Here is a 24,111-nt window from a genome sequence, read left to right as displayed (position 1 = left end):
ATAACTATAACTGACTATTCATCATGAAATTCACAGGGACGGTAACGCATTTATCGCAAAAGGGCTTGGGTGTTGTCAAAAACACCCAGAATAACATTTCTTATTTTGTTTATGGCACTTGGCCAGGAGATAGCGGCGAGTTTGAAACCATTGACAAACCGCTGAATAATAAAAAATTTGCTTATGCCAAATTGATACAGCTCACGCAACCTTCCGCACAAAGACAAATACCCGCATGCCCTTTTGTCAGTTTGGAAGAAAATGCCTGTACCGGTTGCTCCTGGATGATCGCTAATTATACAAGCCAGCTCGAGCAAAAACGAAATCGCTTCCTCTATGCCATGCAGCGAGCCGGTTTTGATCCAGCTCAATTGAATGTCGACGCTATTCAGCCAGCACCGCAAACATATGGTTACCGCAACCGTTGCCAAATTAAAACGGACGGAGTAAAGCTCGGTTTCGTATCCGAAAACTCGCAGCACATTGCACCGGTGAATGATTGTCTGGTACTCAATGAACAATGCCGGAACCTTCTGCAAGCAGCAATTCAGCAGTTACCCAATAAAACGTGGCAGGAAAACTGCGGAGACAGTTGGCTGTTTATCGAGCTGGATGACGACATGCAACCGGAGGAAATCCGTTCAAACCAGAAACGCCCGTTCAAACAGGGTAACACGCAGCAAAATCAATGGATGCAACAGTGGCTAAGGAATGCACTCGCTCGTAACCCTAATGTTGGAAAAGCGGTGGAATTATTTTGCGGCTCTGGGAATTTCACGCAAATCATTGCGGAATCGAACTGCACTGCACTTATCGCTTACGAATCCGACCCGGATGCCATTCAATCATTAAAAAGCAAAGCTCTAGCCAAAGTGACTCCCAAAGTCGCGGATCTTTTCAGTCCATCTATTTGGAGGAGCATACAAAAAACGGTAAGCGATGCAACCACGTTGGTTTTGGACCCGCCACGCGCCGGACTGAAAAAGCATCAAGGCTTTTTTTCCTGCTTCGCTGCGTTAGAAACGATTATTTATATCTCCTGTAACCCGGAAACTTTTGCGCGCGATGCTTGGTTCTTTCAACAAAACAACTGGCAAATAAACGAGATTCAACTGATTGATTTGTTTCCGCATACCCCGCATATTGAAATATTGGCGGAATTTAGAAAGATTTGAGCACCCGGCCGGGTTTGCAGATTGGAAAGTAAATCGAAGAGGAATAAAAAAGGAGTCAATACTGACGGATTGTTAGCATTGACTCCTTATAAGGCTAATAAGGATTTAAGCTGCTGTAACTTTTACTGAAGAAAAACGCGCTTTATTTTTGGACACAATATACAACATTGCAACAGCAAGATAGCTCAGAAACAGAATTGATCCACTCGCCACTTCTAACCCCACCCAACCTACAACAGAGTGTATTTGTGGCAATGTCGGGAGAGCGCCAAATAAAATAACGCTAACCAATGGAATAATACCGAACACTACAAAGCAGATTTTTATCGCTATTACAAAAAGAAATTGGCTCATTTTCATAAAGCCTCCTATAGAAGAGTTTGCAAAATTTGCCTATTCAGACGCATTCCGAATAATTCAGAATCTCAAAAGCGGCAAAATTCACATAAATTTTACAACATTCTCACAAAATATTCACAATCTTTTTAATCGAAATTGAATATCTAAAATCAATTAAATTTTATTCACAGCAACTTATTCACTTTTAGTGAAATTCACGATGGATCTTTCAGTCAATGCGACCCATCAATTCCAGTTAGAGTACTGATTTAGCATCCTTTCATTTTTTTGTTGCAAGCGGAAAAAATTTCTATTTTTCCACTTTTAAATCACCGCAAAAAATACTCATTATTCCGCTCAATCAAAAACCGTCAGAACTCCATGAATTCGATTCTCTGCAACCGGACAAGCAGTTTGAGAAAGTTCTTTCATACCTCGTTATCTTCACTTTTTATTCACATCCATTTCACTTTTTATTCACATTCATTGTGTTAGCTTACCCTTACAGCAACAGGGACTTAATGATTTCTGATAGTGATAGCGCAGTTTTTCTGACATCGAAGCAATTTGGGTCCGATCCCTTCTTCAGATTTCGGTTCACTTAAAAATTTAAAACTAACATGTTGAATTATGTATAAATATTTCTAATAAAAACTTAATCTTATAATAAAAGGATAAATCGTTCGATGGGAATACTCAGTACATTACTTCTAACACCAGTATTAGGTATTCTGATACTTGCGTTAATTCCGAGTAAGAACACAAACCAAATCCGTTTCACCGTTAATCTAACTGCGCTCCTGGCGTTTCTCTTGAGTTTCTGGCTGGTTCTTAATTACGATCGATCGGATGGCCAAATACAGTTCTATGAGTATTTTGTTTTCAATCCTAAACTTAATACTGCACTTGCATTAGGCGTCGATGGATTATCACTGCCCATGGTGGTATTGGCCGCATTGCTCACTGTAATTGCGCTACTCGCCTCTTTCAATATTGCGCGTAATATCAAAAGCTACTACGTCAGTATCTTGCTGCTGGAACTTGGCATGCTGGGTGTCTTCCTGTCGCAAGATTGGTCATTATTCTATATTTTCTGGGAGTTGACCTTAGCGCCGCTGTTTCTGCTGATCGATCGCTGGGGAGGCAAACGCCGCCACATCGCCAGTTTAAATTTTGTGCTCTATACAATGGGCGGCTCAATTTTCATGCTGATCAGCTTGCTGGCGATCAGTCAATACATGCCGCCGCATGGCGGCACTCTGATGTCTGCGATGACAGTTGCTGCGCAGAGCATGCCGAGGGACGAGCAAATCTGGGTTTTAATCGGCTTTCTAATCGGCTTTGGCGTAAAGATGCCCATTTTCCCATTACACGGCTGGTTGCCGCTGGCACACGTTGAAGCGCCGAGTCCGGTCAGTATCCTGCTATCCGGCATTCTTCTCAAAATGGGCGCTTACGGCATGATAAGAGTGATTGTCATGCTGCCGGAAGCCACGCAAATGCTGCAAACACTCTTAATAGCCCTGGCGTTGATCGGAATGATTTATGGCGGTGTTCTGGCGTGGCGGCAAACGGATATGAAAGCGATGGTGGCATATTCTTCGGTCAGTCATATGGGGATCATTCTGCTCGATATTGCCACCATGAATAAAACGGGGCTGATTGGCGCTGTTTTACAGATGACCGCGCATGGCCTGGTGGCGGGAGCAATGTTCTTGCTGGTCGGTTTGCTGTACGAACGCACTCATACGCGCAATATTCTGGACTACAGCTCCTTGGTAAGAGTCATGCCGCGCTTCGCTTTGTTCATGACGATCACATTATTTGCGGCCATGGGATTGCCGGGCACCGTCGGCTTCATTGCCGAGCTGCATGCCATTGTGGGTGGCTTCCAGCAATGGGGCAATCTGATGATCCTGCTCGGGGTCAGCATCATGATCGGAACAGCCTATGCCATGCGCACCATCGGCATGTTGTTCACCGGTCCCGTAAAACCTCAGATGCGTAATATCGAGGATTTAAAGCTATACGAGCTCATTGCGGCCGGCTTCTTGGTTGTATTAATCGTCATGTTCGGTTTGTGGCCAGCGCCTTTGATTGACCTTTCAATGGCGACCATGAACCAAATGAATGGCACCATCATGCAAAGTATTCAATAGGATATTGATATGACAAACGAATCTCATGATTTACGTAGCCATGTAATTGAAACCATTAATCATCTGGATCACATTCTTCCAGGGCAACGTCCGCTGCATAAATTTGTGCATCACAACACGATTCATGGCTTTCAACACCTCCCGTTTGAAGAAGGCTTGGCAGAGTATGAAAAATTGACCGGTGTTTATGGTTATCTGCCGGATTCCAAAAACCGCGAACTATATCAGCAAGGACGGATTACCGATGCCGATCTTTCCGCTGCGTTCGAGCATAGCAAAAGCCTGCAGTCCGAGCAGGTTGTATTTCATGCCAACGATCTGACAATCCGGCGCAGGGATATTTATCAAGTTGCCTTACTGCACGAGCTGCCGACTCTGTCGATCAGTCAATTGAACTGGCAGATCGAAGAGCTGAATGTGTTGCATACCATTCAACCGGATGTCTCCAAAGAAGCCCGCGCACGGATGCTCAGTTGCATTTCCGATCCCAGTGTCGTCGTTAAACATCTCTGGGAAAGCATTCTGAGCAAACTCGGCATTGAGCTCACCGACTTGCATCCGGAAAACATGCTGGATCTCTCGGAGGAACAGGCAAAAGAGTGGCTGGAAAAAATCACAGTAACACTGGCCGACGGTGAAGGCATTCCAGTGCACCAGAAAATGAGAATGGATGCCGAAGCCGAGCTCAATGACATGCTGGCACAGATCGGTGACAAAATTACATTGCGCAGCTTTGTTCTGGCATTAAGCGGTGTTGACATTCTGTATTCCATCCGGCCGCAGATCATCCGGATCTGCGCCTCGGCGCTCGATGAAGGCGTCGCTGCCTGGCAATTACCCGAGCGCAGCAAATTAGGCTTGTATGCCGCCTGGCGGTCGACAGCCCATTTCGATGTCAACCCGTTTCTGCATGATCTGCCCGACTGGCAAAGTATTGTCGATGAAACACCGGAAGATCCGGTCGACTGCATTATTCTGCAGTTAACCAACCTGGAAATTCCGCAAGAAAAATGGGAAAGCTATATACAACAGCTGGCGCTTGAGCTGCCGGGCTGGTCGGGAATGATCAATTGGCGTCAGCATAATCCAGATTACCATACCGAAAATGATGCCAGATTGCATTTGGCGGATTATCTGGCTATCCGTCTGACATTGGATCGATTATGGCTCAATCAGGCGTGTAAAGACACCTGGAAGATTGAGGCCAAGCTGGGAACGATCGGCTATTATTTTCGCAGAAATTTATCCGAGTTCATGGTCAGGAAGCAATTGTATGATGGTCATTTACCGGAATATCTGACCAATCTTGCCAAGGATTTGATCATGCGCGCCGGTTCCGAACGCGAAAGACGGGAAGAATGGCAATCATTGGCTGATTTAGCCTGGACTTGGCAGTTCAGCCCGTTGGTAAAAAATGATTTTGAGCATGCGGCTTTTAACAGCGGCTGGCGGCTCTTCCGCTTGTCCCAGCATCTGGGACTCACCGCTACGGATATCGATGGCATGCAAAAAAGCGATCTGCTGCAATTGCTAAAGGTTCTCGACGAATTTAGCGCACCCGAGCGCAGCAAAATATGGCTATATGCTTACGAATATCATTACCGGGAAGATTTTTTTCAAACTTTGCGCGCCAATACCGGCCGCGGACGCTGGGCCAAACGTACCCAGCGGGCGCAAGCGCAAATCGTCACCTGCATGGATGACCGCGAGGAAAGCCTGCGCCGTCAACTGGAAGAAATCAATCCCGCTATCGAGACGATCGGCGCAGCAGGATTTTTCGGTGTACCCATGAATTATAAAGGGATTGACGACATTGAAACTAAGATGCAATGCCCTGTGGTCGTGCGGCCGGCCAATGATGTCAATGAAGTGCCGCGAAAAGGCGCGGAGCCGGTACTGCAAGAACATTTCAAAGGGTATCGCTTCTATAAAAAGCTGGCTTATTTGATGAATCAGTCGCTGCGGCGCAGCCTTATTTTCTCGCATGCAGTCATTGATGCATTGGCGCCGGTTGTGTTTACCGGTTTATTAGGCCGGGTATTTTTGCCTAAGTATTTTTTAGCGCTGAATACTTCAATACGGCAAAGCATTGAAAAGAAAGTCCCGACCGAGCTGATGTTCAAGGCGCCCGCTTCGGACACACCCGCAACCCCGGATCAGCCCCGGTTAGGCTTTACCGATACGGAGCAAGCCGACCGGCTAACGGTTTTCATGCGCACAACCGGCTTATCGTACGGTTTTGCCCCAATTGTTTGCTTAACCGGCCATGGATCCACCAACCTCAATAATCCGCATGAGTTTGGTTACAACTGCGGCGCCTGTAGCGGCAAGCGCGGTGGACCGAATGCGCGGCTTTTTGCCGCCATGGCGAATCGTCCGGAAGTTAGAAAATTACTCGCCGAACGCGGCATTCACATTCCCGATGACACCTGGTTTGTCGGCGCCGAACACGACACCTGTAGCGACGAATACTATTGGTACGATCTTGAGGATATTCCACCAAGCGCATTACCCGCTTTTGAAGCATTCAGGAATGATCTGATCAAAGCGAGTAAAGCTACGGCACACGAACGCTGCCGCCGCTTTGTTTCGGCCAATAATCCCCGCTCTCCAGAAGTTGGCAAGGAGCACGTGGTTTTACGGGCCAATGATTTTTCTCAAGCATTTCCGGAATTCAATCATGCCACGATCGCCGCGGCCATTGTCGGACGGCGATCCGTATCGCAAGGAACGTTCCTGGACCGGCGTGTTTTTCTCATTTCATACGATCCCACGCAGGATGCCGACGGTAAGTTGCTGGAAAACCTATTGCTAGCGGTCGGCCCGGTGGGCGCCGGTATTAACCTGGAATATTACTTTTCCACGGTCAATAACGATTATTTCGGTTCCGGTTCCAAAGTCACACATAACATTACCGGCATGTTCGGTGTACTCGAAGGCACGAGCAGCGATTTACGCACCGGATTAACCAAGCAGATGATCGAAATTCATGAACCGTTACGGTTACAGGTGCTGGTTGAAGCCAAAACCGAAATACTGGGACAGATTTATGAACGTCAGGCCAGTATTCGTGAGCTGGTGGGTGGCGGTTGGATTTTGCTTAGTGCAATCGATCCCGATACGGCTGAAATTTCAGTATTTGAGCGCGGCGTTGGATTTGTTCCTTGGCAGCCAGAGAAAAAGCACGTGCCTGTGTATGAATCATCTGTTGCATATTATCAGGATATCAATGTGCCATTGCCCCCCGTTTTAATTAAGCAACCTCATGTGACAGGAGCTTGACATGGATTATCTGGTCTTCTTAATACCGCTACTGCCACTCATTGCTGCGGCAATCATCGGTTTCGGTATTTTATTCAACCGTATCAATGGAAAGAAAGATGAACCCATCAGCGCCAATGTGGCTAAAAATGCCATAACATTGTCATGTTTGATCGCGCTAGGCTTATTCGGCACTGATTTGTATGGAATAAACCCGAACTACATTACGCTAGGAAAATGGCTCGATAGCGGAAATTTTGTGGTTGAACTCAACTTCATCACTACCGGTTTTAGTGTCATTGTAGCCGCCCTATTTTCAATTATTTTGGTCATCATAGCCCGCTTTTCAATCAATTACATTCACGCGGAGTCTGGCTTTCACCGGTTCTTTTTCGTTTTATGCCTGTTCTCGTCGGGAATGTTACTGCTGATTTTATCGGGTAACGCGATCAGTACTTTTATCGGCTGGGAGATCGCCGGGTTATGCTCCTATTTATTGATATCTTTCGCCTACGATCGCCCCACAGCCGCCATCAACGCCACCCGGGTATTCGTCACCAACCGGATCGGTGACGCCGGCTTTATCCTGGGGATTGCGCTTTCCTTTTATTATGCCGGCACAACCAATTGGCTCAGTCTGAATGAAATCGCTACAAACCTCCCTACGCCTACCGCGACCGTAATCAGCTTATGTTTTGTGGTTGCCGCCATTGCCAAATCGGCGCAACTCCCATTCACACCCTGGTTAGCAAGAGCAATGGAAGGGCCCACGCCTTCAAGTGCAGTGTTTTATGGCGCTGTCATGATACACGCAGGCATTTTCTTAGTGATCTTGCTTCGTCCGATTATTGAGCTCGCACCGCTAACCATGGCCGTGCTGGTAGTCATTGGATTTTTCACGGCTGTGTATAGCATTATTGTCGGATTAACACAAACAGACACCAAAAGCTCATTATGCTTTGCCATTTCGGGGCAACTCGGTCTCATGTTCCTGGAGTGCGGGCTGGGATTGTGGGAATTGGCAAGCTGGCACCTCTGCGCCCATGCCATGGTGAGAAATTATCAGGTATTAACAGCACCTTCCTTATTACGCTATGTCTACGGCAATCCGATGAAGCCGGTAGCATCCGCAATCGCCGATAAGCGCTGGTTGTATATCGCCTCATTGCAGCGTTTCTGGCTTGACCCAATTGCGGACAGGACATTGGTCCGGCCTATTTACGGTTTGGGGCATGACTTGGATCGATTCGATAAAAACATCATCGATCGGGCCATGGGTGCTCCCGTTTCTTCAAACTACACCATTTCATCGCTAACGCAATTGGAAAAAAACATGGATAAAGATATCCGCGATGGCATACACATTGAATTTGTCCGTGGCAGCGGCATAGTCGGTAAATTCTTTGAATGGATAGCAAATATCATGAGCTGGTTTGAAGATCGCCTGGTTTTGCGTGGTATTGGTATGGATACAGTCGATATTGGCAGGAAACTTGGACAAATTGCGAATACTTTTGAACAACTTATTCTCAAACCGCGCTATTTGGTCCTATTTGTATTCATTGTCTTAATGATTGCTGCTTCAATTTGAGGTTTCGATGGATATTACACATATTACTAATTGGTCGGAAACAGTTTCATTTCCAATTTTATCAGTACTGACGCTCATACCTTTGGCGGCGATGGTCGCGGTAATCTTGACATCTTCGCCCGTTGCCGCCTTGCGTCTCGGTTTTGCCGGAACGGTGTCGACATTCTTGCTGAGCGTATATCTGTTATCCATTTTTAATGCGGATCTGGCGGGTATACAACTTTATGAGCGCTATCAGGGTTTAGGCGTAACCTATACTGTCGGCGTCGATGGCACTAATATTTTATTCATACTGCTGACAACCACTCTGGCACTGCTGACACTCATTTATACCCTCACGGCGCGGCATGTGTCAGACAAGACTCATATTGCTTCACTATTGGGTTATGAAGCCATTCTCATCGGCGCTTTTGCGGCACTGAATGCCATGCAGTTCTGGTTATGGTGTTTTCTTGAAATGATCCCTATTGTCTTGATGACATTACGATCGGGATCCAGTCAGAACCGGCGCTGGGTTGTCGCATTAGTGCTGCAGCACTTTAGCAGCGGATTATTGATGGCTTTAGCCGGTTTCGTGATGCTTGGATTCGGCATCATGTTAACCACCGATGTTTTATCGTTCGATTGGCTAGTTCTGAAGGAAAGCAACGTCACGCATGAATATCCGACGCTGATTTTTTTCTTATTGCTATTCGGTTTTGCCATTCGCATGCCATTGTTTCCATTTCATGCATGGTTGCCGGTCGTCGCTGAACATGGAACCATCGCGAGTGTCGGCATTTTTCTAGTCAGCCTGAAACTCGGTATTTATGCCATCGTACGCTATTTGATTCCCCTGTTGCCTGAAGTTGCCGAACAGTGGGCATGGTTCGTCACGATGCTGGGTTTGATCGGAATTTTTTACGGTGCATTGCTGGCGTTCATGCAAATCAACTTCCGCCGGTTAATCGCTTTTGCCATCATCAGCCAAACGGGCCTAATTACCATCGGCTTATTTGATTTCAGTACACACGGCATGGAAGGCGGTATCGTTCTGGCGATATCGTTCGGTATGGCGACAGCTGGCATATTGCTGAGTCTCGGCATGATATACAAACGCACGCATACAGCATTCATTCCACGCCTGGGCGGTATGTTTGACACCAATTCAGCCATTGCCGTTTTGTTTGTGATCTGCGCCTTGAGTACGATGGGAATGCCGGGGACTCCCGGTTTCGATGGCATCCACTTATTAATCGATGGCACTATCCAAGGTCAGGGATGGCTCATCGCCATCGCAATTCTATTCGGTAACGTTTTGACGGTCGGTTTGCTGTTACGTGCTTTCCAGCAAATATTCATTGCTGCGCCAAAGCGCTTCCAAGGACCTTTCGTGAATATTCATCACGCCAGCTCTCCGCCATCTCCCAGGAACGAATGGATTATAACTATTGCAATCTGCGGTTCGCTCATTGCTACCGGACTTAATTCATCGCCCTGGCTGGATATCATCGATCAGAACATTCACACTACTGGCAGCAACTCGCATAACAACATCGATGCGCATAATACTGACAAGTTATTGACTACACAGTATATTATTACAAAGGATAATTAGAATGATTGAAGCTGATTTCCCGCTGCTCAGCCTTACGATGATTGTCCCCTTATTGGGGGCTATATTAGCTGGATCAATACGCAATATCGATTTCTCGAAGCAAGTCGCCTTTTTTGTCGCTGTATTATCGCTACTTCTGACGATCTGTGTTCTCATTTTATTTGACGCTAGTAAAGGTGAGTTTCAGTTAGTTGAACGCTACTCTTGGATTTCAATTTTAAATATTGAATATTTGATTGGCGTTGATGGTATCTCGGTATTATTTCTCCCGATGACGGCATTGCTGACTTTGATCACGATGCTGGCCTCATGGAATACGATTTCCCATTCCTCGCGCTTTCATTTCTCGTTATTACTCGCGCTCGAAGGCGTCAGTATCGGCATATTTTGCGCGCTCGATACGGTGCTGTTTTTCCTCTTTTGGGAACTGACATTACCGCCGTTCTTTTTCTTGATCGGCTTATGGGGTATAGGTTCGCAACGGCGTAGCGCAGCCATGAAATACACATTGTTTATGCTCTCCGGCGGTGTCACTTTGTTACTTGCGATTATCGTATTGGCGACAAACCATGCGATTCAATCGGGAGGGCAAATACCCAATGATTTGTCTTTCAGTCTGCCTGTTTTATTGAATACGACATTACCGCATGAGTTGCAGGAACTTGTCTTTCTATTATTACTCTTCGGTTTCGCTGTCAAATCCCCGCTGGTTCCGCTGCACACCTGGTTACCCACAGTGGCCACCGAAGGACCGACGCATATTGTCGCCATTCTCGTCGGGCTAAAATTAGGTATTTATGGCATTTTACGTTTTGCGATGCCGTTAGCGCCCACTGCCGCGATGGAATATAGCTGGATTTTGAGCGTGGTAGGCGCTTTTACGCTCATCTATGGTGCTTTGATCGCGCTGCAGCAAACAAATTTACGCCGCTTGCTTGCCTATGCCAGTGTCAGTCACGTCGGATTAGTTATGGTGGGGATCGCGTCGCTCAACATACAAGGATTCCAGGGTGCAATCTTTCAACTGTTGAATTTTACTTTGGTGGCCAGCTCACTGATGCTTATTGCCGGTTTTATTCAACATCGGCTCGGCAGCACCGAAGCCATTCATTTGGGCGGGCTTGCTAAAGTTATGCCAAAACTGACGGCTTTTTTCTTTTTATTTACATTAGCCAGTATCGGTGTACCCGGCACCAGCGGTTTCCCGGCCGAATTGCTGATGATCATGGGCGCCATCAGTGCGCATTCCGTTTTAGGCGTTGCTGCACTATCCGGTGCGATACTGGGCGCCGCTTATATGCTCTCCTATATACGCCGGACTTTCTTGGGGCCGATCACCCACCAAGATGTAAAGCAAGTGGTTGATCTGCAATCACGCGAAATGATTTTACTACTCATTCCCGCACTGCTAATATTAGCGCTAGGTTTTTATCCTGATTACATTCTTAATATAAATCAAATCGCTTCAGAAGAATGGCTCTCTCGATTAACCTTAACAACCCACTAGTTATAAACTCATAATTCATAATATGCTAAATTTTTTTAGGAGAATGATGAACAATTCGAATACTGGAATCGATTATTTACTCGATTTAAATACAAGACATTCGCAAGCTTTCATGGATTTGGCCACAGAACGCCGCAGATACCGCGGAGAGCATCCTACCGAAATAGCCGCGCTAAAATGTATGGATGGCCGATTGCATCTACCGGTCATGACACAGACTGCGCTTGGGATCATTCAACCATTCCGTAACTTGGGTGGTATTTTTGATTTAGGCTGGCCATTCTTTCAAGCAGCGATTGATCAATGGGTAGACTATTCCATCAGCCGTGGCAGGCACTGTTTGGTTTTTGTGACCTATCACTTTGCACGCGGCGATACTCACCGTGGTTGCCGGGGATTCCATTACGATACGGAAGCTGCAAAAGCGGCAGCCGTTAAGCTAAAAACCCAGTTTCAGTCAGTCTATGGCAAAAATGGTGCGGTAGTACCTATCGTTTGCGGCATTGAGACCGACTTGGATGCTCTGGTTCTTCATGGAGAAGACGGCCGCTCAGTTGATTTAGCCAATGCGAAAGAATCATCGCAACTCGAGCTTGAAGAAATGCTGCGTTCACTCTACCCCACGATGCCTGAAAGGGTTATCCGGGACTTGATGCCGCTGGTGCGGGGAAATATCCGGCATATTGCTGAAATCCGCTCTACCAATCGGCCCATCGAAGAAGCTGAACACAAAGAATGGGTAATCGGCGTTGGGCGTGGATTTGACTGGCTGCATGTAATTAATACAGCGTTTATCGTTGGTCCTTTTGATCCGAATCTTTCTGTTGCGATTGAAACTGCAGCAAAATTACTGAAAAACAATATTGATGAAGGTCGAATTAATCCGGATGGCGTTGTACTGATGACTTCCGGAGTATATCGAGATGAAGCTGGTCCTGAATATCTTTTATCGAAAGAAAAAGCAACGTTTCTCGGTAAATTTGCACTCAATATCATCAAGGATAAAGTTCCGGATTTAGCGCCGCATTTGCAAATACTGTCTGGGTGTACCGATTTAAATACCAGGAAGTTTGAGGTCATTGAAAGGGTTGGGTAAAGCGGGATAACAATGAGTAATTACCCGATGCGCGCTTCTCAATGCCACTCGCAGATAAGCATGCTGGATTGTCTAAAAAACAAAAATATGATTACTCCTATAATAAATGGTCATTACAGATTAGTTTCATAAACTAATTTGTTTTGGCCATTTCTTTTATGTATTACCGCAATTTGATCAATTTTAGATAGGAGATAACTACTTATTTTTTCGTCATAGCTTAGATTACAAAAATCAATGTTATGTGCATATATCCCTTAGATTTACAATTTATCGCTGTTCCAACAAAAGGAGAAGTGCTATGGGTTTATCTGATTGGTTGACAAGTCTTTTCAGTTCTAAAAACGATGAAGAGAATAAAACAAACGAGAACAACATAGAAAGTGATGATAATAAAGATCAGGCTGGCAGCGATTCAACACTGCGAGATGTATCTGTAATCGAGCCGGGAAGCGTTGAATCCGAGATTCAAGCAAGTAGCGAAGCGGATGTATTGCATAATAACGACGAACCTCAAGAAGTAAGCCTCAAATAACTCTATTATGTTTGATATAAAAACACATTTCGTGCAGTAGCATACGATTACGAAAATCAAACAGTAAAAATCTTATAACTACACATGCAGGAATTATTTTCCTGCAATATTTTCACATTCAACACTTTAAAATAGACATACGTGATCGCCGCCCGATTCCGTATTGATTTAATAATCAACAGTGATGTGATGCTCATACCATTTAAGTTCTCACAAGAATCAGTTACCTGGTTAACGGTACATGCATAATTCCGCAGCATTCCAAGCCAAATTTCTTACACGCGATCTGCAAGCCGGGATCATTACCGGCGCAATGGCAATTCCCTTATCCGCAGGTATTGCGTTGATGTCTGACTATCCCATCAAAGTTGCATTAGCAACTGTCGTTTGCGCCTGCTTCATCGGTTGGATCAATGCCTGGATCAGGCCAGGAAACTATATCGGAGCTCCCGGCGTTGCTGCTGGGCTCGCGCCGGTTCTTGCACTGGGCGTAACAAGCTTTGGTATGGAAAATATGGCGTTTGTTATTTTTCTGACGGCCTTCATGCAAGCGGTCATCTGGAAATTCAATCTACAAAAATACATTCTATTGGCTGTGCCCGAATATCTGGTGGAAGGACTGCTGGCTGCGTAGGTTTGAAAATCGCGCTCAACTTTCTCACAATGACTTATGAAATACCGGAAAGCATGATCACTGAAGTATTCTGGAATGGTGCGCGCATTCAGATGGTTTTAATATCGTCAGCGGGGTTTGCCGCGTTCTTATATTTATTTGCAAAATTCCAGGCAACTCAACCGGCCATTCCGTATTTTTTCTTGATGATTGCCGGTGCATTGCTGGCACAGCTAATGGCTATGCCGATGCTGCATGTCGAAGATGTGCCGATTGTTTTATCGCTACCGCTGCCACACTTTGATAGTCCATTGATTTGGTTGTATGTCATCGGTTTTGCCGCGATGCTAGCTACGATTGATGTCATTGAACAAGTCATGAGTAACGCCGCCATTCAGAAAATCGACCCGTTACAGCGCAAATGCAATACCAATAATAGTTTACTGGCTATCTGGATCGCCAACATGAGCGCCAGTTTTTTTGGCGGCATGACCAATCTGGACGGTCTGGCCAAAAGCACGACTAACAAACTCGCTGGCGCTTATACTAAATTCTCGGTATTAGTGATCGGATTGGTGGTTTTATTCTTCGCACTGAACACCCAGTATCTCGAATACATGCCCAAATTTTCCCTGGCCGTGATCATGATTTTTACCGGCTGGAAAATGATCCTGGGATTATGGCACGTGGCGCATCAAGGACAATATGCATTATTACTAGCGATAGTGTGCGCGTTGCTGGTCTACCGGCTCGGCATTTTTGAAGGCTTGCTGCTGGCGCTGGCAATGCATGGCGTCATCAATCTGATTGTGCTGCGTCATGTTGATGATCTTAAAATCAGAACCATTATCAAAAAATATTTGGAACGATTTGCCGACAAAGGCGGCGCAAATTAGCGAATTTTCATCCGGGTTGCGAATGCTCCGGCAGTTTGAGAATAGCTTCCGCGTTGCTGCTTGAAAAAACCTTACTGGCTGCTTGTTGCCATGGCAGCCACATGAAGTTTAAATGTTCTCGGGCGGCAATCCGGACGGGCACAATGCCGGGTAAGCGTAACCCAAACACATGCTCGGTATTGAACCGGACATCCGGTCCATAGCGCCAGCGCCACTCTTCGTAAATTTCATAGCGATTTTCAGTTTGCCAATCAGTCAGCGCATAATCGGCAACGTTCAAACCGGTTTCTTCAAAAACTTCCCGTGTTGCTGTCTGTATCAGTGTTTCACCAGAATCCTGGCTTCCAGTCACCGATTGCCAGTAGCCGGGGTGATCGGCGCGCTCCAGCAATAAAACCTGCAAATCGGCGGTATGAATCACCACTAACACAGAAACCGGTATTTTGTACATCAGCCAACATCCGGTTGCCCGTTAACTGGGCTTGGTTTCAACCTGCCGCAGACGGATGTTCAATTCCCGCAATTGTTTTTCATCCACGGTGCTGGGCGCATGCGTTAACAAGCACTGCGCACGCTGCGTTTTAGGGAACGCGATCACGTCCCGGATCGATTCCGAACCGGTCATCATCGTCAGAATACGATCCAGGCCAAATGCAATCCCACCGTGCGGCGGCGCGCCGTATTGCAGCGCTTCCAGCAAGAAACCGAATTTTTCCTGCGCTTCCTGCTCGGAAATATTGAGTGCGCGGAACACCTTGGATTGCACTTCCTGGCGATGTATCCGCACCGATCCGCCGCCGATTTCGGAGCCATTCAGCACCATATCGTAAGCTTTGGAAAGCGCTTTACCCGGATCGGTTTCGAGCAAGTCCTCGTGCCCGTCAGCCGGGGATGTAAACGGATGGTGCAATGCTTGCCAGCGATTTTCTTCCTCGTCCCGTTCAAACATCGGAAAATCGACAACCCATAGCGGTTTCCAGCCGGATTCAGCGTGTCCGTGCTGATGTCCGATCTTGATGCGCAGCGCACCCAGCGATTCGTTGACGACTTTGGTTTTGTCTGCGCCGAAGAAAATCAAATCGCCATTCTGTGCCCGGGTGCGCGCCAGAATGGTTTTAATCGTTTCTTCCGGTAGGAATTTCAAAATCGGCGATTGCAATCCTTCCACGCCGTCGGCCAGGTTATTGACTTTGATGTACGCTAAACCTTTGGCGCCGTAAATCGCGACAAAGCTGGTGTAATCGTCGATTTCCTTGCGTGACAATTCCCCGCCCCTGGGCACGCATAGCGCCGCAACACGGCCATCGGGTTTTTCCGCGGCTTCACGGAATACCTTGAACGGCACATCTTTCATAATGTCGGTTAATTCGGTGAATTCCAGCGGGACACGCAAATCGGGTTTGTCCGAACCGTATTTGTGCATGGCATCGGCATAAGTCAGGCGCGGGAAAGGATCCGGCAAATCGACATTGCTCACGGTTTTGAACAAACCGCGAATCATTTCTTCCATCAGCGACATGATTTCATCCGCCGACAGAAACGAGGTTTCAATATCGATTTGCGTGAATTCGGGTTGCCGGTCTGCGCGTAAATCTTCATCGCGGAAACAGCGCGTGATCTGATAATACCGGTCGAACCCGGATACCATCAGAAGCTGCTTGAACAATTGCGGTGACTGCGGCAAAGCAAAGAAGTGACCGGCATTCACCCGTGACGGCACCAGATAATCCCGCGCCCCTTCCGGTGTGGATTTGGTCAGCATCGGCGTTTCGATGTCGAGAAATCCATGTTGATCCAAAAACACACGCACCGCCATCGCCACTCTATGCCGCAGGCGCAGATTCGATTGCATCGCCGGACGGCGCAAATCCAGATAACGATGTTCCAGCCGCACCGCTTCACTGATATTGTCATCATCCATCAGGAACGGCGGCGTCAGTGACGGATTCAATACCTCAATGGAGGCCACCAGAATTTCAATTTCACCGCTGACCAACGCGGTATTGATCGTTCCTTCGGGGCGTTTTCTCACTTTACCGGTAATTTTCAGCACATATTCATTGCGAATTTTTTCTGCAACCTGGAATGTTTCCACGTTATCCGGATCGCATACGATCTGTACCAATCCTTCACGATCGCGCAAATCAATAAAGATCACACCACCATGATCCCTGCGCCGGTGCACCCAGCCAAAAAGAGTTACGGTTTGACCAAGATATCCGGTGTTAATGGCGCCACAGTAGTTTGTACGCATAATTCTATTCAGTAGTCAGAGTGATGAGATGAGTGATTTTTTCGGTATTACCGGCAGTAGCCAAGTACATATATCGCATTGTATTCGGATATTGCGGATCCGTTAATCTGCAGCTGCCGTGGGAGCGGAACTGCTTTCGGTCGTTGCCGGTGAATCCGCAGCGGCAGATGCCGCAGGTTGTGTATTGTCTTTTGCGCTGGCGCTGGCGCTGGCTTTGGATTCCGTTTTCTGTGTTTTATTATTCTTAAAGTCAGTGACATACCAGCCGCTTCCTTTTAACTGAAATCCAGCCGCGGAAATACGTTTCACATAATTGCTGCTACCACAGACAGGACAAACCGCAATGGGTGCATCGTTAATTTTTTGCAAATGTTCTTTCTCGGCACCGCATGAATTGCATAGATATTCATAAATAGGCATAGAGACCTCCAACAATCCAATATTGAGAAACCGGGTATTATACCTTAACCGTTCCTGTTGGATAGGCATCCCTGCTGCCCCGGTATTCGTACTTCTCAACATACAGCAGAGTCAAAGCAATTGTCCAAGCCGATTCTACAATGATGACTTTATCTATTTGACAAAACAAGAGAATTCAAACTATATTCACTACAGTGTTTAAACACTTCCAGCTTCAAAACCCTACTCAAGGAGAATATTCATGATCCGCTCTGCCATTTCTGTTGCATGCTGCTTCACTATTCTGAGTTATTCCACGATTGCCGCCAGTTCGCTCGTATCCAGCACTTTCGACAGCGATGCCGACGGCTGGAGCGGACTCACAACGGACGGTTCTTCTGGCTGGTCGATCATCACCGGCGGTTTAACGCCCACGCATAGTGCGGATGGCGTACCCGCAGGATCCATTACGCTCGCCGATCCTGATTCGCAATGGACATATTTTAGCGCTCCCGGCAAATTCCTCGGCGATCAAAGCGCTGCTTTTGGCGGCAACCTTCAATTCGATAGCCGGTACGTGGTTGCGGGAACAAGTTACGCCAATGAAGCCGAGATTGTCTTAAAAGGTGCCGGGCTGACGCTGGTTTATGAAGCCACCAACAGCTTGCCAGCCGCTTGGACGCATTTCGATGCCGCGCTCGTGGCCGGTACTTGGCGGGTTGCCGATACTTTTTCCGGCGCTTTTGCCACCGATGCGCAATTGCTCGCTGTGCTTTCCAACCTGAACGCGCTTTGGATCAATGCCGAGCACTTTACACCGGTGATGGAAGTCATTGCGCTGGATAATGTCAGTCTGCTATCACCGGTACCCGAGCCCGAAATCTACAGCATGTTGCTCGCCGGATTCGGGTTGCTCGGTTTTATGGCATACCGCAGAAAAACACGATAAGCATAGTAATTACAACACGTAGCGCGCCAAGTCTTCGCTTTGCGATAAGTCTTTAAGGCGCTGATCAACATACGCTGCATCGATCACAATCGTCTTTCCGCTGTGTTTTGGTGCATCGTATGAGATATCTTCCAGCAGCTTTTCCATCACCGTATGCAACCGTCTGGCGCCGATGTTTTCCGTTTTGCTATTCACTGAAAAGGCAATTTCAGCCAAGCGTTTGATTGCATCATCGCCGAATTGCAATTTAACCCCTTCCGTGGCTAAGAGTGCTTCGTATTGACGGGTCAGACAGGCATCGGTATTGGTGAGTATCTGCTCAAAATCACTGACGCTCAGACTGGTCAACTCAACGCGAATCGGAAAACGCCCTTGCAACTCCGGGATCAAATCGGAAGGTTTGGACATATGAAATGCGCCGCTGGCCACAAACAGGATATGGTCGGTTTTAATCATGCCGTATTTGGTCGAAACGGTTGTACCTTCAACCAGAGGCAGCAAATCGCGTTGCACCCCCTGGCGGGAAACATCGCCGCCGGTATGCCCTGCCCGGCTGGCAATTTTGTCTATTTCATCGAGAAACACAATGCCGTTCTGTTCCACATTCTGGATCGCTGTCAGCTTCAACTCTTCGTCGTTCACCATTTTAGCCGCTTCTTCTTCGAGAAGAATTTTCCTCGCTTCACGGATTGTCAATTTCCGGGTTTTCTTGCGTTCCCCGGTCATATTCTGGAACATGCCTTGAATTTGCGAGGTCAAGTCTTCCATTCCCGGCGGCGCGAAGATTTCCATGTTGGCGCGCGGCGCGGCTACTTCAATCTCAATCTCTTTATCGTCCAGCTCACCTTCGCGTAATTTCTTGCGGAATTTCTGCCGTGTCGTGCTATCCCGGTCTTCGGTGATCGTGTGGTGCACATCGAAATCCCTGGCAACGGGCAATAAAGCATCAAGGATACGGTCTTCCGCCCGGTCTTCAGCCAGCGGCTGCTTTTTGCGGGTTTCATTTTCGCGCGACTCCTTAACAGCGGTTTCCGCCAGATCGCGGATGATCGAATCGACATCGCGCCCGACATAGCCGACTTCGGTAAATTTGGTCGCTTCAATTTTGATAAAAGGTGCATTTGCGAGCTTTGCCAGACGCCGCGCAATCTCGGTTTTGCCGACCCCGGTCGGACCGATCATTAGAATATTTTTCGGCGTGATTTCCTGCCGCAGCGGATCGGCAACCTGCTGCCTGCGCCAGCGGTTTCTCAAGGCAATGGCCACGGCACGCTTGGCTGCATCCTGGCCGATAATATGTTTGTCCAGCTCATGGACAATTTCCTGCGGGGTCATTTGCGACATGGTTTTAAATTCTGTGATAGGTGTGTCAATAGAGTATTCAAATACCGTTCAGGTGCGAATTCTTACAACGGTATCGCGCGATTACCGGATATCAATCAATGGTCTCGATAATATGATCCTGGTTGGTATAAATGCAGATATCGCCCGCGATGGTGAGGGCTTTTTTCACAATATCCTTCGACGGTAAATCGGTATTTTCCAAAAGCGCGCGCGCTGCTGCCAACGCATAGGACCCACCGCTTCCTATGGCGGCAATTCCCAGCTCCGGCTCAATAATATCGCCGGCACCGGTTACAATCAGTGTAGCATCTTCGTTGGCAACCACCAGCATGGCTTCTAACCGGCGTAAAATCCGGTCGGTGCGCCAATCCTTGGCGAGCTCAACCGCGGCACGCATGATATGTCCATGATGCGCTTCCAATTTGCCTTCAAAGCGCTCAAACAATGTGAACGCATCCGCAGTGCCGCCGGCAAATCCCGCCAGAATTTTGTCGTGATAGAGTCTGCGCACTTTACGCGCGCTGGATTTGGCCACTACCGCACCCAACGTCACCTGGCCATCTCCTCCGAGGGCCACTTGCCGTCCGTGCCTTACTGAAACAATTGTTGTCATGGAATTCGTTTAATTCGTTACAAAATCGCATTATAACGTATAAAACCGGGCTGATTCCGGTAGAAGTCAATTCCGTTTTTTTGCGCGCGGATGCGCCGTATCGTAAACTTTGGTCAGATGTTGAAAATCGAGATGGGTGTAAACCTGTGTAGAGGTGATATGCGCATGCCCCAGCATTTCCTGCACGGCGCGCAGATCGCCGCTGGATTGCAATAAATGAGAAGCAAAGGAGTGCCGCAAAATATGCGGATGCACGTTCTGGTTTATTCCTTGCTGCCTGGCCCTACCCTTGAGGCGATGACTGATGGTGCGGGTACTGATCGCATCGCCATGCTGCGATAAGAAAAGCGCGGTTACACCCGGTTTGACGATCTGCGCGCGTTGCACAAGCCATGCTTTTAATGCTTGCAGGGCAAAATCACCGACGGGAACAATGCGCTCCTTCCCGCCTTTACCGCGCACTTTGACCGTTCCTTCGGCAAAATCTATAGCCGCCAGCTTAAGTTGCGCCAATTCCGCCAATCTCAGACCGGAGGAATAAAACAATTCGAACATCGCACTATCGCGCACCGCCAAGATATGATCGGCGGAAAATGTCAGCAGCCGGACAGTTTCATCGGGAGACAGCGCATTGGGTAATTTTTGCGGTGACTTGGGAACCCGCAAGCCAATGCAGGGATTATGCTGATAACCGTGACTTCGGATCAAATAGCGGTAAAAGCTGCGCCAGGCCGATAACATGCGCGCCAGACTTCTGCCCGACAAGCCCTTGCCATGCAGTTGCGCAATAACTTGGCGGATATTCGGCGATTGCACCTGCGCCAAGTCATCTTGATTCAGATGACTGAGTAATAGACGAATATCCCTGGCATAACTGCTGGCGGTCAGCGGCGACAATCGCCGCTCATGCGTGAGGTGATGAATAAATGCAGCGGCCAGTGACTCAGGTTTGCTGCTCATGGGCGGCGTGATCTTGAGATGCGATAGCGCCAACGGCTTCGGCGTGGTCATAACGGGTTATCGTCGTACACACCAGCTCACCCAGCCGCTTTAAATGCAACGTGCCCATTTCTGGGTAAAACCGTTCGGCATCGGGGCTGCCGAGGACCAGCAAACCGATGGTTTGCGTTGTTTTCATCGGAATCATCGCAAATGAATGCAGGTGTTCGGCACCCTCGCCAAACCATTGCTTGATTTCGTCCGCCACGTGATTACCGCAATACGGCTGCGGCAGACTTTCCGCGATGGTGCGCATATCGTCGCTGACCGGCGTAAATTCAACGGCCGGTGCGGCGCTATTGGCAATATTCCACAACCGTATGGCCACCAGCGGAACGGCAAAATCTTCTTTCAGGCTGAAATACAGCGCATTAAAAAGCTCGTCCAAGCTGGAAACGGAGAGCATTGAAATGGCCAAGCGGTGCATTTTTTCACCGATGGCATCGTTCTCTTCGCCAAAGCTGATCAACTCCAGCAATTTATCCTGCAATACGCGATTTCTTTCCCGCAATGACAAGATTTGCCGTTCATTCAATGAAATGACTTTATCATCCTGCGGATGGGAAATTTGAATATCCGCCAGTAAGTCAGCGTATTCATTGAAGAATTGCGGATGTTCCTGCAAATACTGCGCGATTTCTTCCGGTTTCATCATAATTCCTTGATTGATTACAAATTTATTTCGCCTTCAAATACGGTGACGGCAGGACCGGTCATCCAGACCGGTTCGTCATTCCCCTGCCAGCTGATCGTCAATTCACCCCCGCGTGTGCTGACTTTAACCCGACGATCCAACAGTCCCAGATTGATACCCGCAACAACCGCGGCACAAGCACCCGTTCCGCACGCCAGCGTTTCACCCGCGCCACGCTCAAAAACACGCAGCTTGATATGGGTGCGATCCATGACTTGCAGATAACCGACATTCACCCGTTTGGGAAAACGGGGATGCGATTCGATCAGCGCGCCTTCCGTATCGACCGGCGCATTGTCCACATCCGGCACCACACGCACGGCATGCGGATTGCCCATCGACACCGCACTGATTGTAACCGGTTGGCCTTGTAATTCAAGCGGGTAAGTTAAAGCACGTTTCTCAGCGGCGAAAGGGATTGCTTCCGGTTCAAAAATGGGTTTTCCCATGTTGACGGTCACATTGCCGTTGACTTCCAAGTGTGGCGATATTACGCCACTGAGGGTTTCGATGCGAATTTCATTTTTTTGTGTCAGGCCATGATCATGCACATAGCGCACGAAGCAGCGCGCACCGTTGCCGCATTGCTCCACTTCTCCGCCATCGGCGTTGAAGATGCGATAGCGGAAATCTGCCTGACCTTCGGCTTTTTCAACCAGCAATATCTGATCGCAACCGATGCCGAAATGGCGATCCGCCAATTTGCGGATTTGCTCCCGGTCGAGCGCTATGGTCTGATTGATGCCATCCAGAACGACAAAGTCGTTACCCAGGCCCTGCATTTTGGTGAATTTCAGTTTCATCGTTCAGTCCGCCAAGCGGTTTAATTTTTCCAGGTCATCAAATAATCATTCATAACAAAACCATTGCCGATATCGACAATACTATCACCTGTAATTTCAAATCCATAATGCCGGTACGCCGAAATCGCGGTGCGGTTATCTTTGTTGACGGTCAGAATCAACGATTGCAGATTATTTTCCCGCATGATTTGAATCGCATTGTTAACCAGCATCGCACCGTAACCCTGACGGTGATGGTCATGATGGATATAGAGTTTGTCTATTTTAAGCTCACCCGGCTTATTTGTAAGCATGCAACATGAGAAACCGATAATCGCCTCATTCAAAATCAGCTTGCGCCACCAAATAGCCGGATTCAACAGTTGATTCTTGATCAATTCCGGCTGATACCGCTGCTGCAGCATATATTCGATTTGTTCCAATGAAATAATATGAGCATAGTGATGCCGCCAGATCGCCTCAGCCAATGTTGAAATGGCATCCGCATCCCCTGCCGTCAAGGGCAATATCCCGGGTTGCTCGTAATTCTTGTCAATTCTCATTTCAAACGTTTAATGCAGTGCTTACAGCGTAATGAACAGGCTATCGGACGGCCTAAGTATCCCTAAATATTTTACCTTTTGGAAGATACAGCCAGTGTGAGTGGCGGTTTATTGAATTTATGGCGCAAGGCATTGATGGCGTTAAATACCGCGGGTTGCCCGACAATCCGGACTTCAAGCTCACGCTTGTATGGAATATCCATGAAAGAAATACCGATCAGCATCGTCAATATCCCTTGCCCGGGCAAAAACAGCATTAAGATACCCGCAATCAGAAAAACTACGCCGACAATATTTTTGATGATTAATCCAATCACCCTCAACACGGGGTGATGCGCTCTCATCCAGTGACGGGGAACGCGCAGATCGAAGTAATCACTCGGCAACCGGATCAGAATCCATGGAATGGCGATGAGAGAACCAATGAAGCCAATGATTGAAGCGATCGAAAGCGCGATCAATGTTTCGGTCGAGATCCACTGTTGAATGGCGGTTGTCAAATCTTCCATGATGTAAGAATACAGATATGCCGCATGAAATTATTCAAACTCACCGGAAGATTTATCAGCGTGAAATGAGTAAAGATGACTATGGACAGAACTAAACCCACTGCCAGAGTTTAGGCAGCGGGTTTAGTTTACAGTAACAGAGAATGGATCAAGGAACGATCCGGTTGTTCAGAATTTCTTTGCTTTGACCATTCCAGATCACATCGGTCAGGTTGGAGTAACGGGTGATGATTTGT

Annotated in this window: 22 protein-coding genes and 1 pseudogene; 11 read left to right on the top strand and 12 right to left on the bottom strand. The window is 47.6% G+C overall.

Annotation, left to right across the window (positions count from 1 at the left end; genetic code table 11):
• Positions 1–23: 23 nt before the first annotated feature.
• On the top strand, positions 24–1,175 hold the full coding sequence (locus tag ABD07_RS04215; protein ID WP_160817263.1) for a class I SAM-dependent RNA methyltransferase: 1,152 nt from the start codon (positions 24–26) through the stop codon (positions 1,173–1,175).
• Between the two features lie 105 nt (positions 1,176–1,280).
• Here ABD07_RS04215 and ABD07_RS04210 read toward each other — a convergent pair whose 3' ends face one another.
• On the bottom strand, positions 1,281–1,535 hold the full coding sequence (locus tag ABD07_RS04210; RefSeq protein ID WP_160817262.1) for a hypothetical protein: 255 nt from the start codon (positions 1,533–1,535) through the stop codon (positions 1,281–1,283).
• 665 nt (positions 1,536–2,200) lie between these two features.
• On the opposite strand from ABD07_RS04210, the gene ABD07_RS04205 reads away from it, so the two are divergent.
• From ABD07_RS04205 to ABD07_RS04170, 9 genes are all read left to right on the top strand, one after another.
• Positions 2,201–3,673, top strand: coding sequence for a complex I subunit 4 family protein (locus ABD07_RS04205; protein ID WP_160817261.1), 1,473 nt, complete (start codon positions 2,201–2,203; stop codon positions 3,671–3,673).
• Between the two features lie 9 nt (positions 3,674–3,682).
• On the top strand, positions 3,683–6,955 hold the full coding sequence (locus ABD07_RS04200) for a DUF2309 domain-containing protein (RefSeq protein WP_160817260.1): 3,273 nt from the start codon (positions 3,683–3,685) through the stop codon (positions 6,953–6,955).
• Between the two features lies 1 nt (position 6,956).
• Positions 6,957–8,525 (top strand): NADH-quinone oxidoreductase subunit 5 family protein, encoded by a 1,569-nt coding sequence (locus ABD07_RS04195; RefSeq protein WP_160817259.1) that lies wholly within the window; start codon positions 6,957–6,959, stop codon positions 8,523–8,525.
• Positions 8,526–8,532: 7 nt separating this feature from the next.
• A complete protein-coding gene (locus tag ABD07_RS04190; protein WP_160817258.1) occupies positions 8,533–10,122 on the top strand; it encodes a complex I subunit 4 family protein in 1,590 nt (529 codons plus the stop codon).
• A gap of 1 nt (position 10,123) precedes the next feature.
• Positions 10,124–11,629, top strand: a complete 1,506-nt coding sequence (locus ABD07_RS04185) for a complex I subunit 4 family protein (RefSeq protein WP_108697786.1) — start codon at positions 10,124–10,126, stop codon at positions 11,627–11,629.
• Between the two features lie 46 nt (positions 11,630–11,675).
• On the top strand, positions 11,676–12,725 hold the full coding sequence (locus ABD07_RS04180) for a carboxysome shell carbonic anhydrase domain-containg protein (protein WP_160817257.1): 1,050 nt from the start codon (positions 11,676–11,678) through the stop codon (positions 12,723–12,725).
• Between the two features lie 301 nt (positions 12,726–13,026).
• Positions 13,027–13,260, top strand: coding sequence for a hypothetical protein (locus ABD07_RS04175; RefSeq protein WP_160817256.1), 234 nt, complete (start codon positions 13,027–13,029; stop codon positions 13,258–13,260).
• A gap of 241 nt (positions 13,261–13,501) precedes the next feature.
• Positions 13,502–13,894, top strand: a complete 393-nt coding sequence (locus ABD07_RS15160) for a SulP family inorganic anion transporter (protein WP_275689483.1) — start codon at positions 13,502–13,504, stop codon at positions 13,892–13,894.
• Positions 13,895–13,947: 53 nt separating this feature from the next.
• Positions 13,948–14,769 (top strand): SulP family inorganic anion transporter, encoded by an 822-nt coding sequence (locus ABD07_RS04170; RefSeq protein ID WP_275689482.1) that lies wholly within the window; start codon positions 13,948–13,950, stop codon positions 14,767–14,769.
• A 7-nt stretch (positions 14,770–14,776) separates the two neighbouring features.
• Here ABD07_RS04170 and nudB read toward each other — a convergent pair whose 3' ends face one another.
• From nudB to ABD07_RS04155, 3 genes are all read right to left on the bottom strand, one after another.
• On the bottom strand, positions 14,777–15,220 hold the full coding sequence (gene nudB, locus ABD07_RS04165; protein ID WP_160817255.1) for a dihydroneopterin triphosphate diphosphatase: 444 nt from the start codon (positions 15,218–15,220) through the stop codon (positions 14,777–14,779).
• Between the two features lie 21 nt (positions 15,221–15,241).
• Positions 15,242–17,023 (bottom strand): aspartate--tRNA ligase, encoded by a 1,782-nt coding sequence (gene aspS, locus ABD07_RS04160; RefSeq protein WP_160817254.1) that lies wholly within the window; start codon positions 17,021–17,023, stop codon positions 15,242–15,244.
• Positions 17,024–17,125: 102 nt separating this feature from the next.
• Positions 17,126–17,443 (bottom strand): FmdB family zinc ribbon protein, encoded by a 318-nt coding sequence (locus tag ABD07_RS04155; RefSeq protein ID WP_160817253.1) that lies wholly within the window; start codon positions 17,441–17,443, stop codon positions 17,126–17,128.
• A gap of 241 nt (positions 17,444–17,684) precedes the next feature.
• Here ABD07_RS04155 and ABD07_RS04150 point away from each other — a divergent pair, with 241 nt between their 5' ends.
• Entirely contained in the window at positions 17,685–18,371 is a 687-nt protein-coding gene (locus tag ABD07_RS04150) for a laminin B domain-containing protein (RefSeq protein WP_160817252.1), read from the top strand.
• Positions 18,372–18,380: 9 nt separating this feature from the next.
• On the opposite strand, the gene hslU is transcribed toward ABD07_RS04150, so the two are convergent.
• The 8 genes and pseudogenes from hslU to ABD07_RS15275 form a co-directional block, all read right to left on the bottom strand.
• Complete coding sequence (gene hslU / locus ABD07_RS04145) at positions 18,381–19,715, bottom strand: ATP-dependent protease ATPase subunit HslU (RefSeq protein ID WP_132426390.1); 1,335 nt, start codon at positions 19,713–19,715, stop codon at positions 18,381–18,383.
• 91 nt (positions 19,716–19,806) lie between these two features.
• A complete protein-coding gene (gene hslV / locus ABD07_RS04140; RefSeq protein WP_160817251.1) occupies positions 19,807–20,328 on the bottom strand; it encodes an ATP-dependent protease subunit HslV in 522 nt (173 codons plus the stop codon).
• A gap of 66 nt (positions 20,329–20,394) precedes the next feature.
• Positions 20,395–21,288 (bottom strand): tyrosine recombinase XerC, encoded by an 894-nt coding sequence (xerC, locus tag ABD07_RS04135; RefSeq protein ID WP_160817320.1) that lies wholly within the window; start codon positions 21,286–21,288, stop codon positions 20,395–20,397.
• Positions 21,272–21,979, bottom strand: coding sequence for a DUF484 family protein (locus tag ABD07_RS04130; RefSeq protein ID WP_160817250.1), 708 nt, complete (start codon positions 21,977–21,979; stop codon positions 21,272–21,274). The genes xerC and ABD07_RS04130 overlap by 17 nt, the downstream gene beginning before the upstream one ends.
• Positions 21,980–21,996: 17 nt before the next feature.
• On the bottom strand, positions 21,997–22,824 hold the full coding sequence (gene dapF, locus ABD07_RS04125; protein ID WP_160817249.1) for a diaminopimelate epimerase: 828 nt from the start codon (positions 22,822–22,824) through the stop codon (positions 21,997–21,999).
• A gap of 20 nt (positions 22,825–22,844) precedes the next feature.
• The gene (locus tag ABD07_RS04120) at positions 22,845–23,366 is read right to left on the bottom strand and encodes a GNAT family N-acetyltransferase (RefSeq protein ID WP_160817248.1); all 522 of its coding nucleotides are present in this window, start codon (positions 23,364–23,366) and stop codon (positions 22,845–22,847) included.
• Between the two features lie 71 nt (positions 23,367–23,437).
• Positions 23,438–23,875 carry a hypothetical protein gene (locus ABD07_RS04115; RefSeq protein ID WP_160817247.1) on the bottom strand — a complete coding sequence of 146 codons (438 nt, stop codon included), beginning with the start codon at positions 23,873–23,875 and terminating at the stop codon, positions 23,438–23,440.
• Between the two features lie 148 nt (positions 23,876–24,023).
• Positions 24,024–24,111 (bottom strand): annotated as a pseudogene (locus ABD07_RS15275) (methane monooxygenase/ammonia monooxygenase subunit C); the annotation flags it as partial.

Source organism: Nitrosomonas oligotropha (assembly GCF_009833085.1).
Taxonomy (GTDB): domain Bacteria; phylum Pseudomonadota; class Gammaproteobacteria; order Burkholderiales; family Nitrosomonadaceae; genus Nitrosomonas; species Nitrosomonas oligotropha.
This window is presented reverse-complemented; position numbering and strand designations above follow the sequence as displayed.

Bases quoted from the DNA above. Each gene is read 5' to 3' on its own strand.
- dapF (WP_160817249.1), bottom strand. From the start codon at position 22,824: ATGAAACTGAAATTCACCAAAATGCAGGGCCTGGGTAACGACTTTGTC.
- ABD07_RS15160 (WP_275689483.1), top strand. From the start codon at position 13,502: ATGCATAATTCCGCAGCATTCCAAGCCAAATTTCTTACACGCGATCTG.
- ABD07_RS04215 (WP_160817263.1), top strand. From the start codon at position 24: ATGAAATTCACAGGGACGGTAACGCATTTATCGCAAAAGGGCTTGGGT.
- ABD07_RS04175 (WP_160817256.1), top strand. From the start codon at position 13,027: ATGGGTTTATCTGATTGGTTGACAAGTCTTTTCAGTTCTAAAAACGAT.
- ABD07_RS04155 (WP_160817253.1), bottom strand. From the start codon at position 17,443: ATGCCTATTTATGAATATCTATGCAATTCATGCGGTGCCGAGAAAGAA.
- ABD07_RS04130 (WP_160817250.1), bottom strand. From the start codon at position 21,979: ATGAAACCGGAAGAAATCGCGCAGTATTTGCAGGAACATCCGCAATTC.
- ABD07_RS04210 (WP_160817262.1), bottom strand. From the start codon at position 1,535: ATGAAAATGAGCCAATTTCTTTTTGTAATAGCGATAAAAATCTGCTTT.
- ABD07_RS04115 (WP_160817247.1), bottom strand. From the start codon at position 23,875: ATGGAAGATTTGACAACCGCCATTCAACAGTGGATCTCGACCGAAACA.
- hslU (WP_132426390.1), bottom strand. From the start codon at position 19,715: ATGTCGCAAATGACCCCGCAGGAAATTGTCCATGAGCTGGACAAACAT.
- ABD07_RS04195 (WP_160817259.1), top strand. From the start codon at position 6,957: ATGGATTATCTGGTCTTCTTAATACCGCTACTGCCACTCATTGCTGCG.
- aspS (WP_160817254.1), bottom strand. From the start codon at position 17,023: ATGCGTACAAACTACTGTGGCGCCATTAACACCGGATATCTTGGTCAA.
- ABD07_RS04185 (WP_108697786.1), top strand. From the start codon at position 10,124: ATGATTGAAGCTGATTTCCCGCTGCTCAGCCTTACGATGATTGTCCCC.
- ABD07_RS04120 (WP_160817248.1), bottom strand. From the start codon at position 23,366: ATGAGAATTGACAAGAATTACGAGCAACCCGGGATATTGCCCTTGACG.
- nudB (WP_160817255.1), bottom strand. From the start codon at position 15,220: ATGTACAAAATACCGGTTTCTGTGTTAGTGGTGATTCATACCGCCGAT.
- ABD07_RS04190 (WP_160817258.1), top strand. From the start codon at position 8,533: ATGGATATTACACATATTACTAATTGGTCGGAAACAGTTTCATTTCCA.
- ABD07_RS04170 (WP_275689482.1), top strand. From the start codon at position 13,948: ATGATCACTGAAGTATTCTGGAATGGTGCGCGCATTCAGATGGTTTTA.
- ABD07_RS04200 (WP_160817260.1), top strand. From the start codon at position 3,683: ATGACAAACGAATCTCATGATTTACGTAGCCATGTAATTGAAACCATT.
- ABD07_RS04180 (WP_160817257.1), top strand. From the start codon at position 11,676: ATGAACAATTCGAATACTGGAATCGATTATTTACTCGATTTAAATACA.
- xerC (WP_160817320.1), bottom strand. From the start codon at position 21,288: ATGAGCAGCAAACCTGAGTCACTGGCCGCTGCATTTATTCATCACCTC.
- ABD07_RS04150 (WP_160817252.1), top strand. From the start codon at position 17,685: ATGATCCGCTCTGCCATTTCTGTTGCATGCTGCTTCACTATTCTGAGT.
- hslV (WP_160817251.1), bottom strand. From the start codon at position 20,328: ATGACAACAATTGTTTCAGTAAGGCACGGACGGCAAGTGGCCCTCGGA.
- ABD07_RS04205 (WP_160817261.1), top strand. From the start codon at position 2,201: ATGGGAATACTCAGTACATTACTTCTAACACCAGTATTAGGTATTCTG.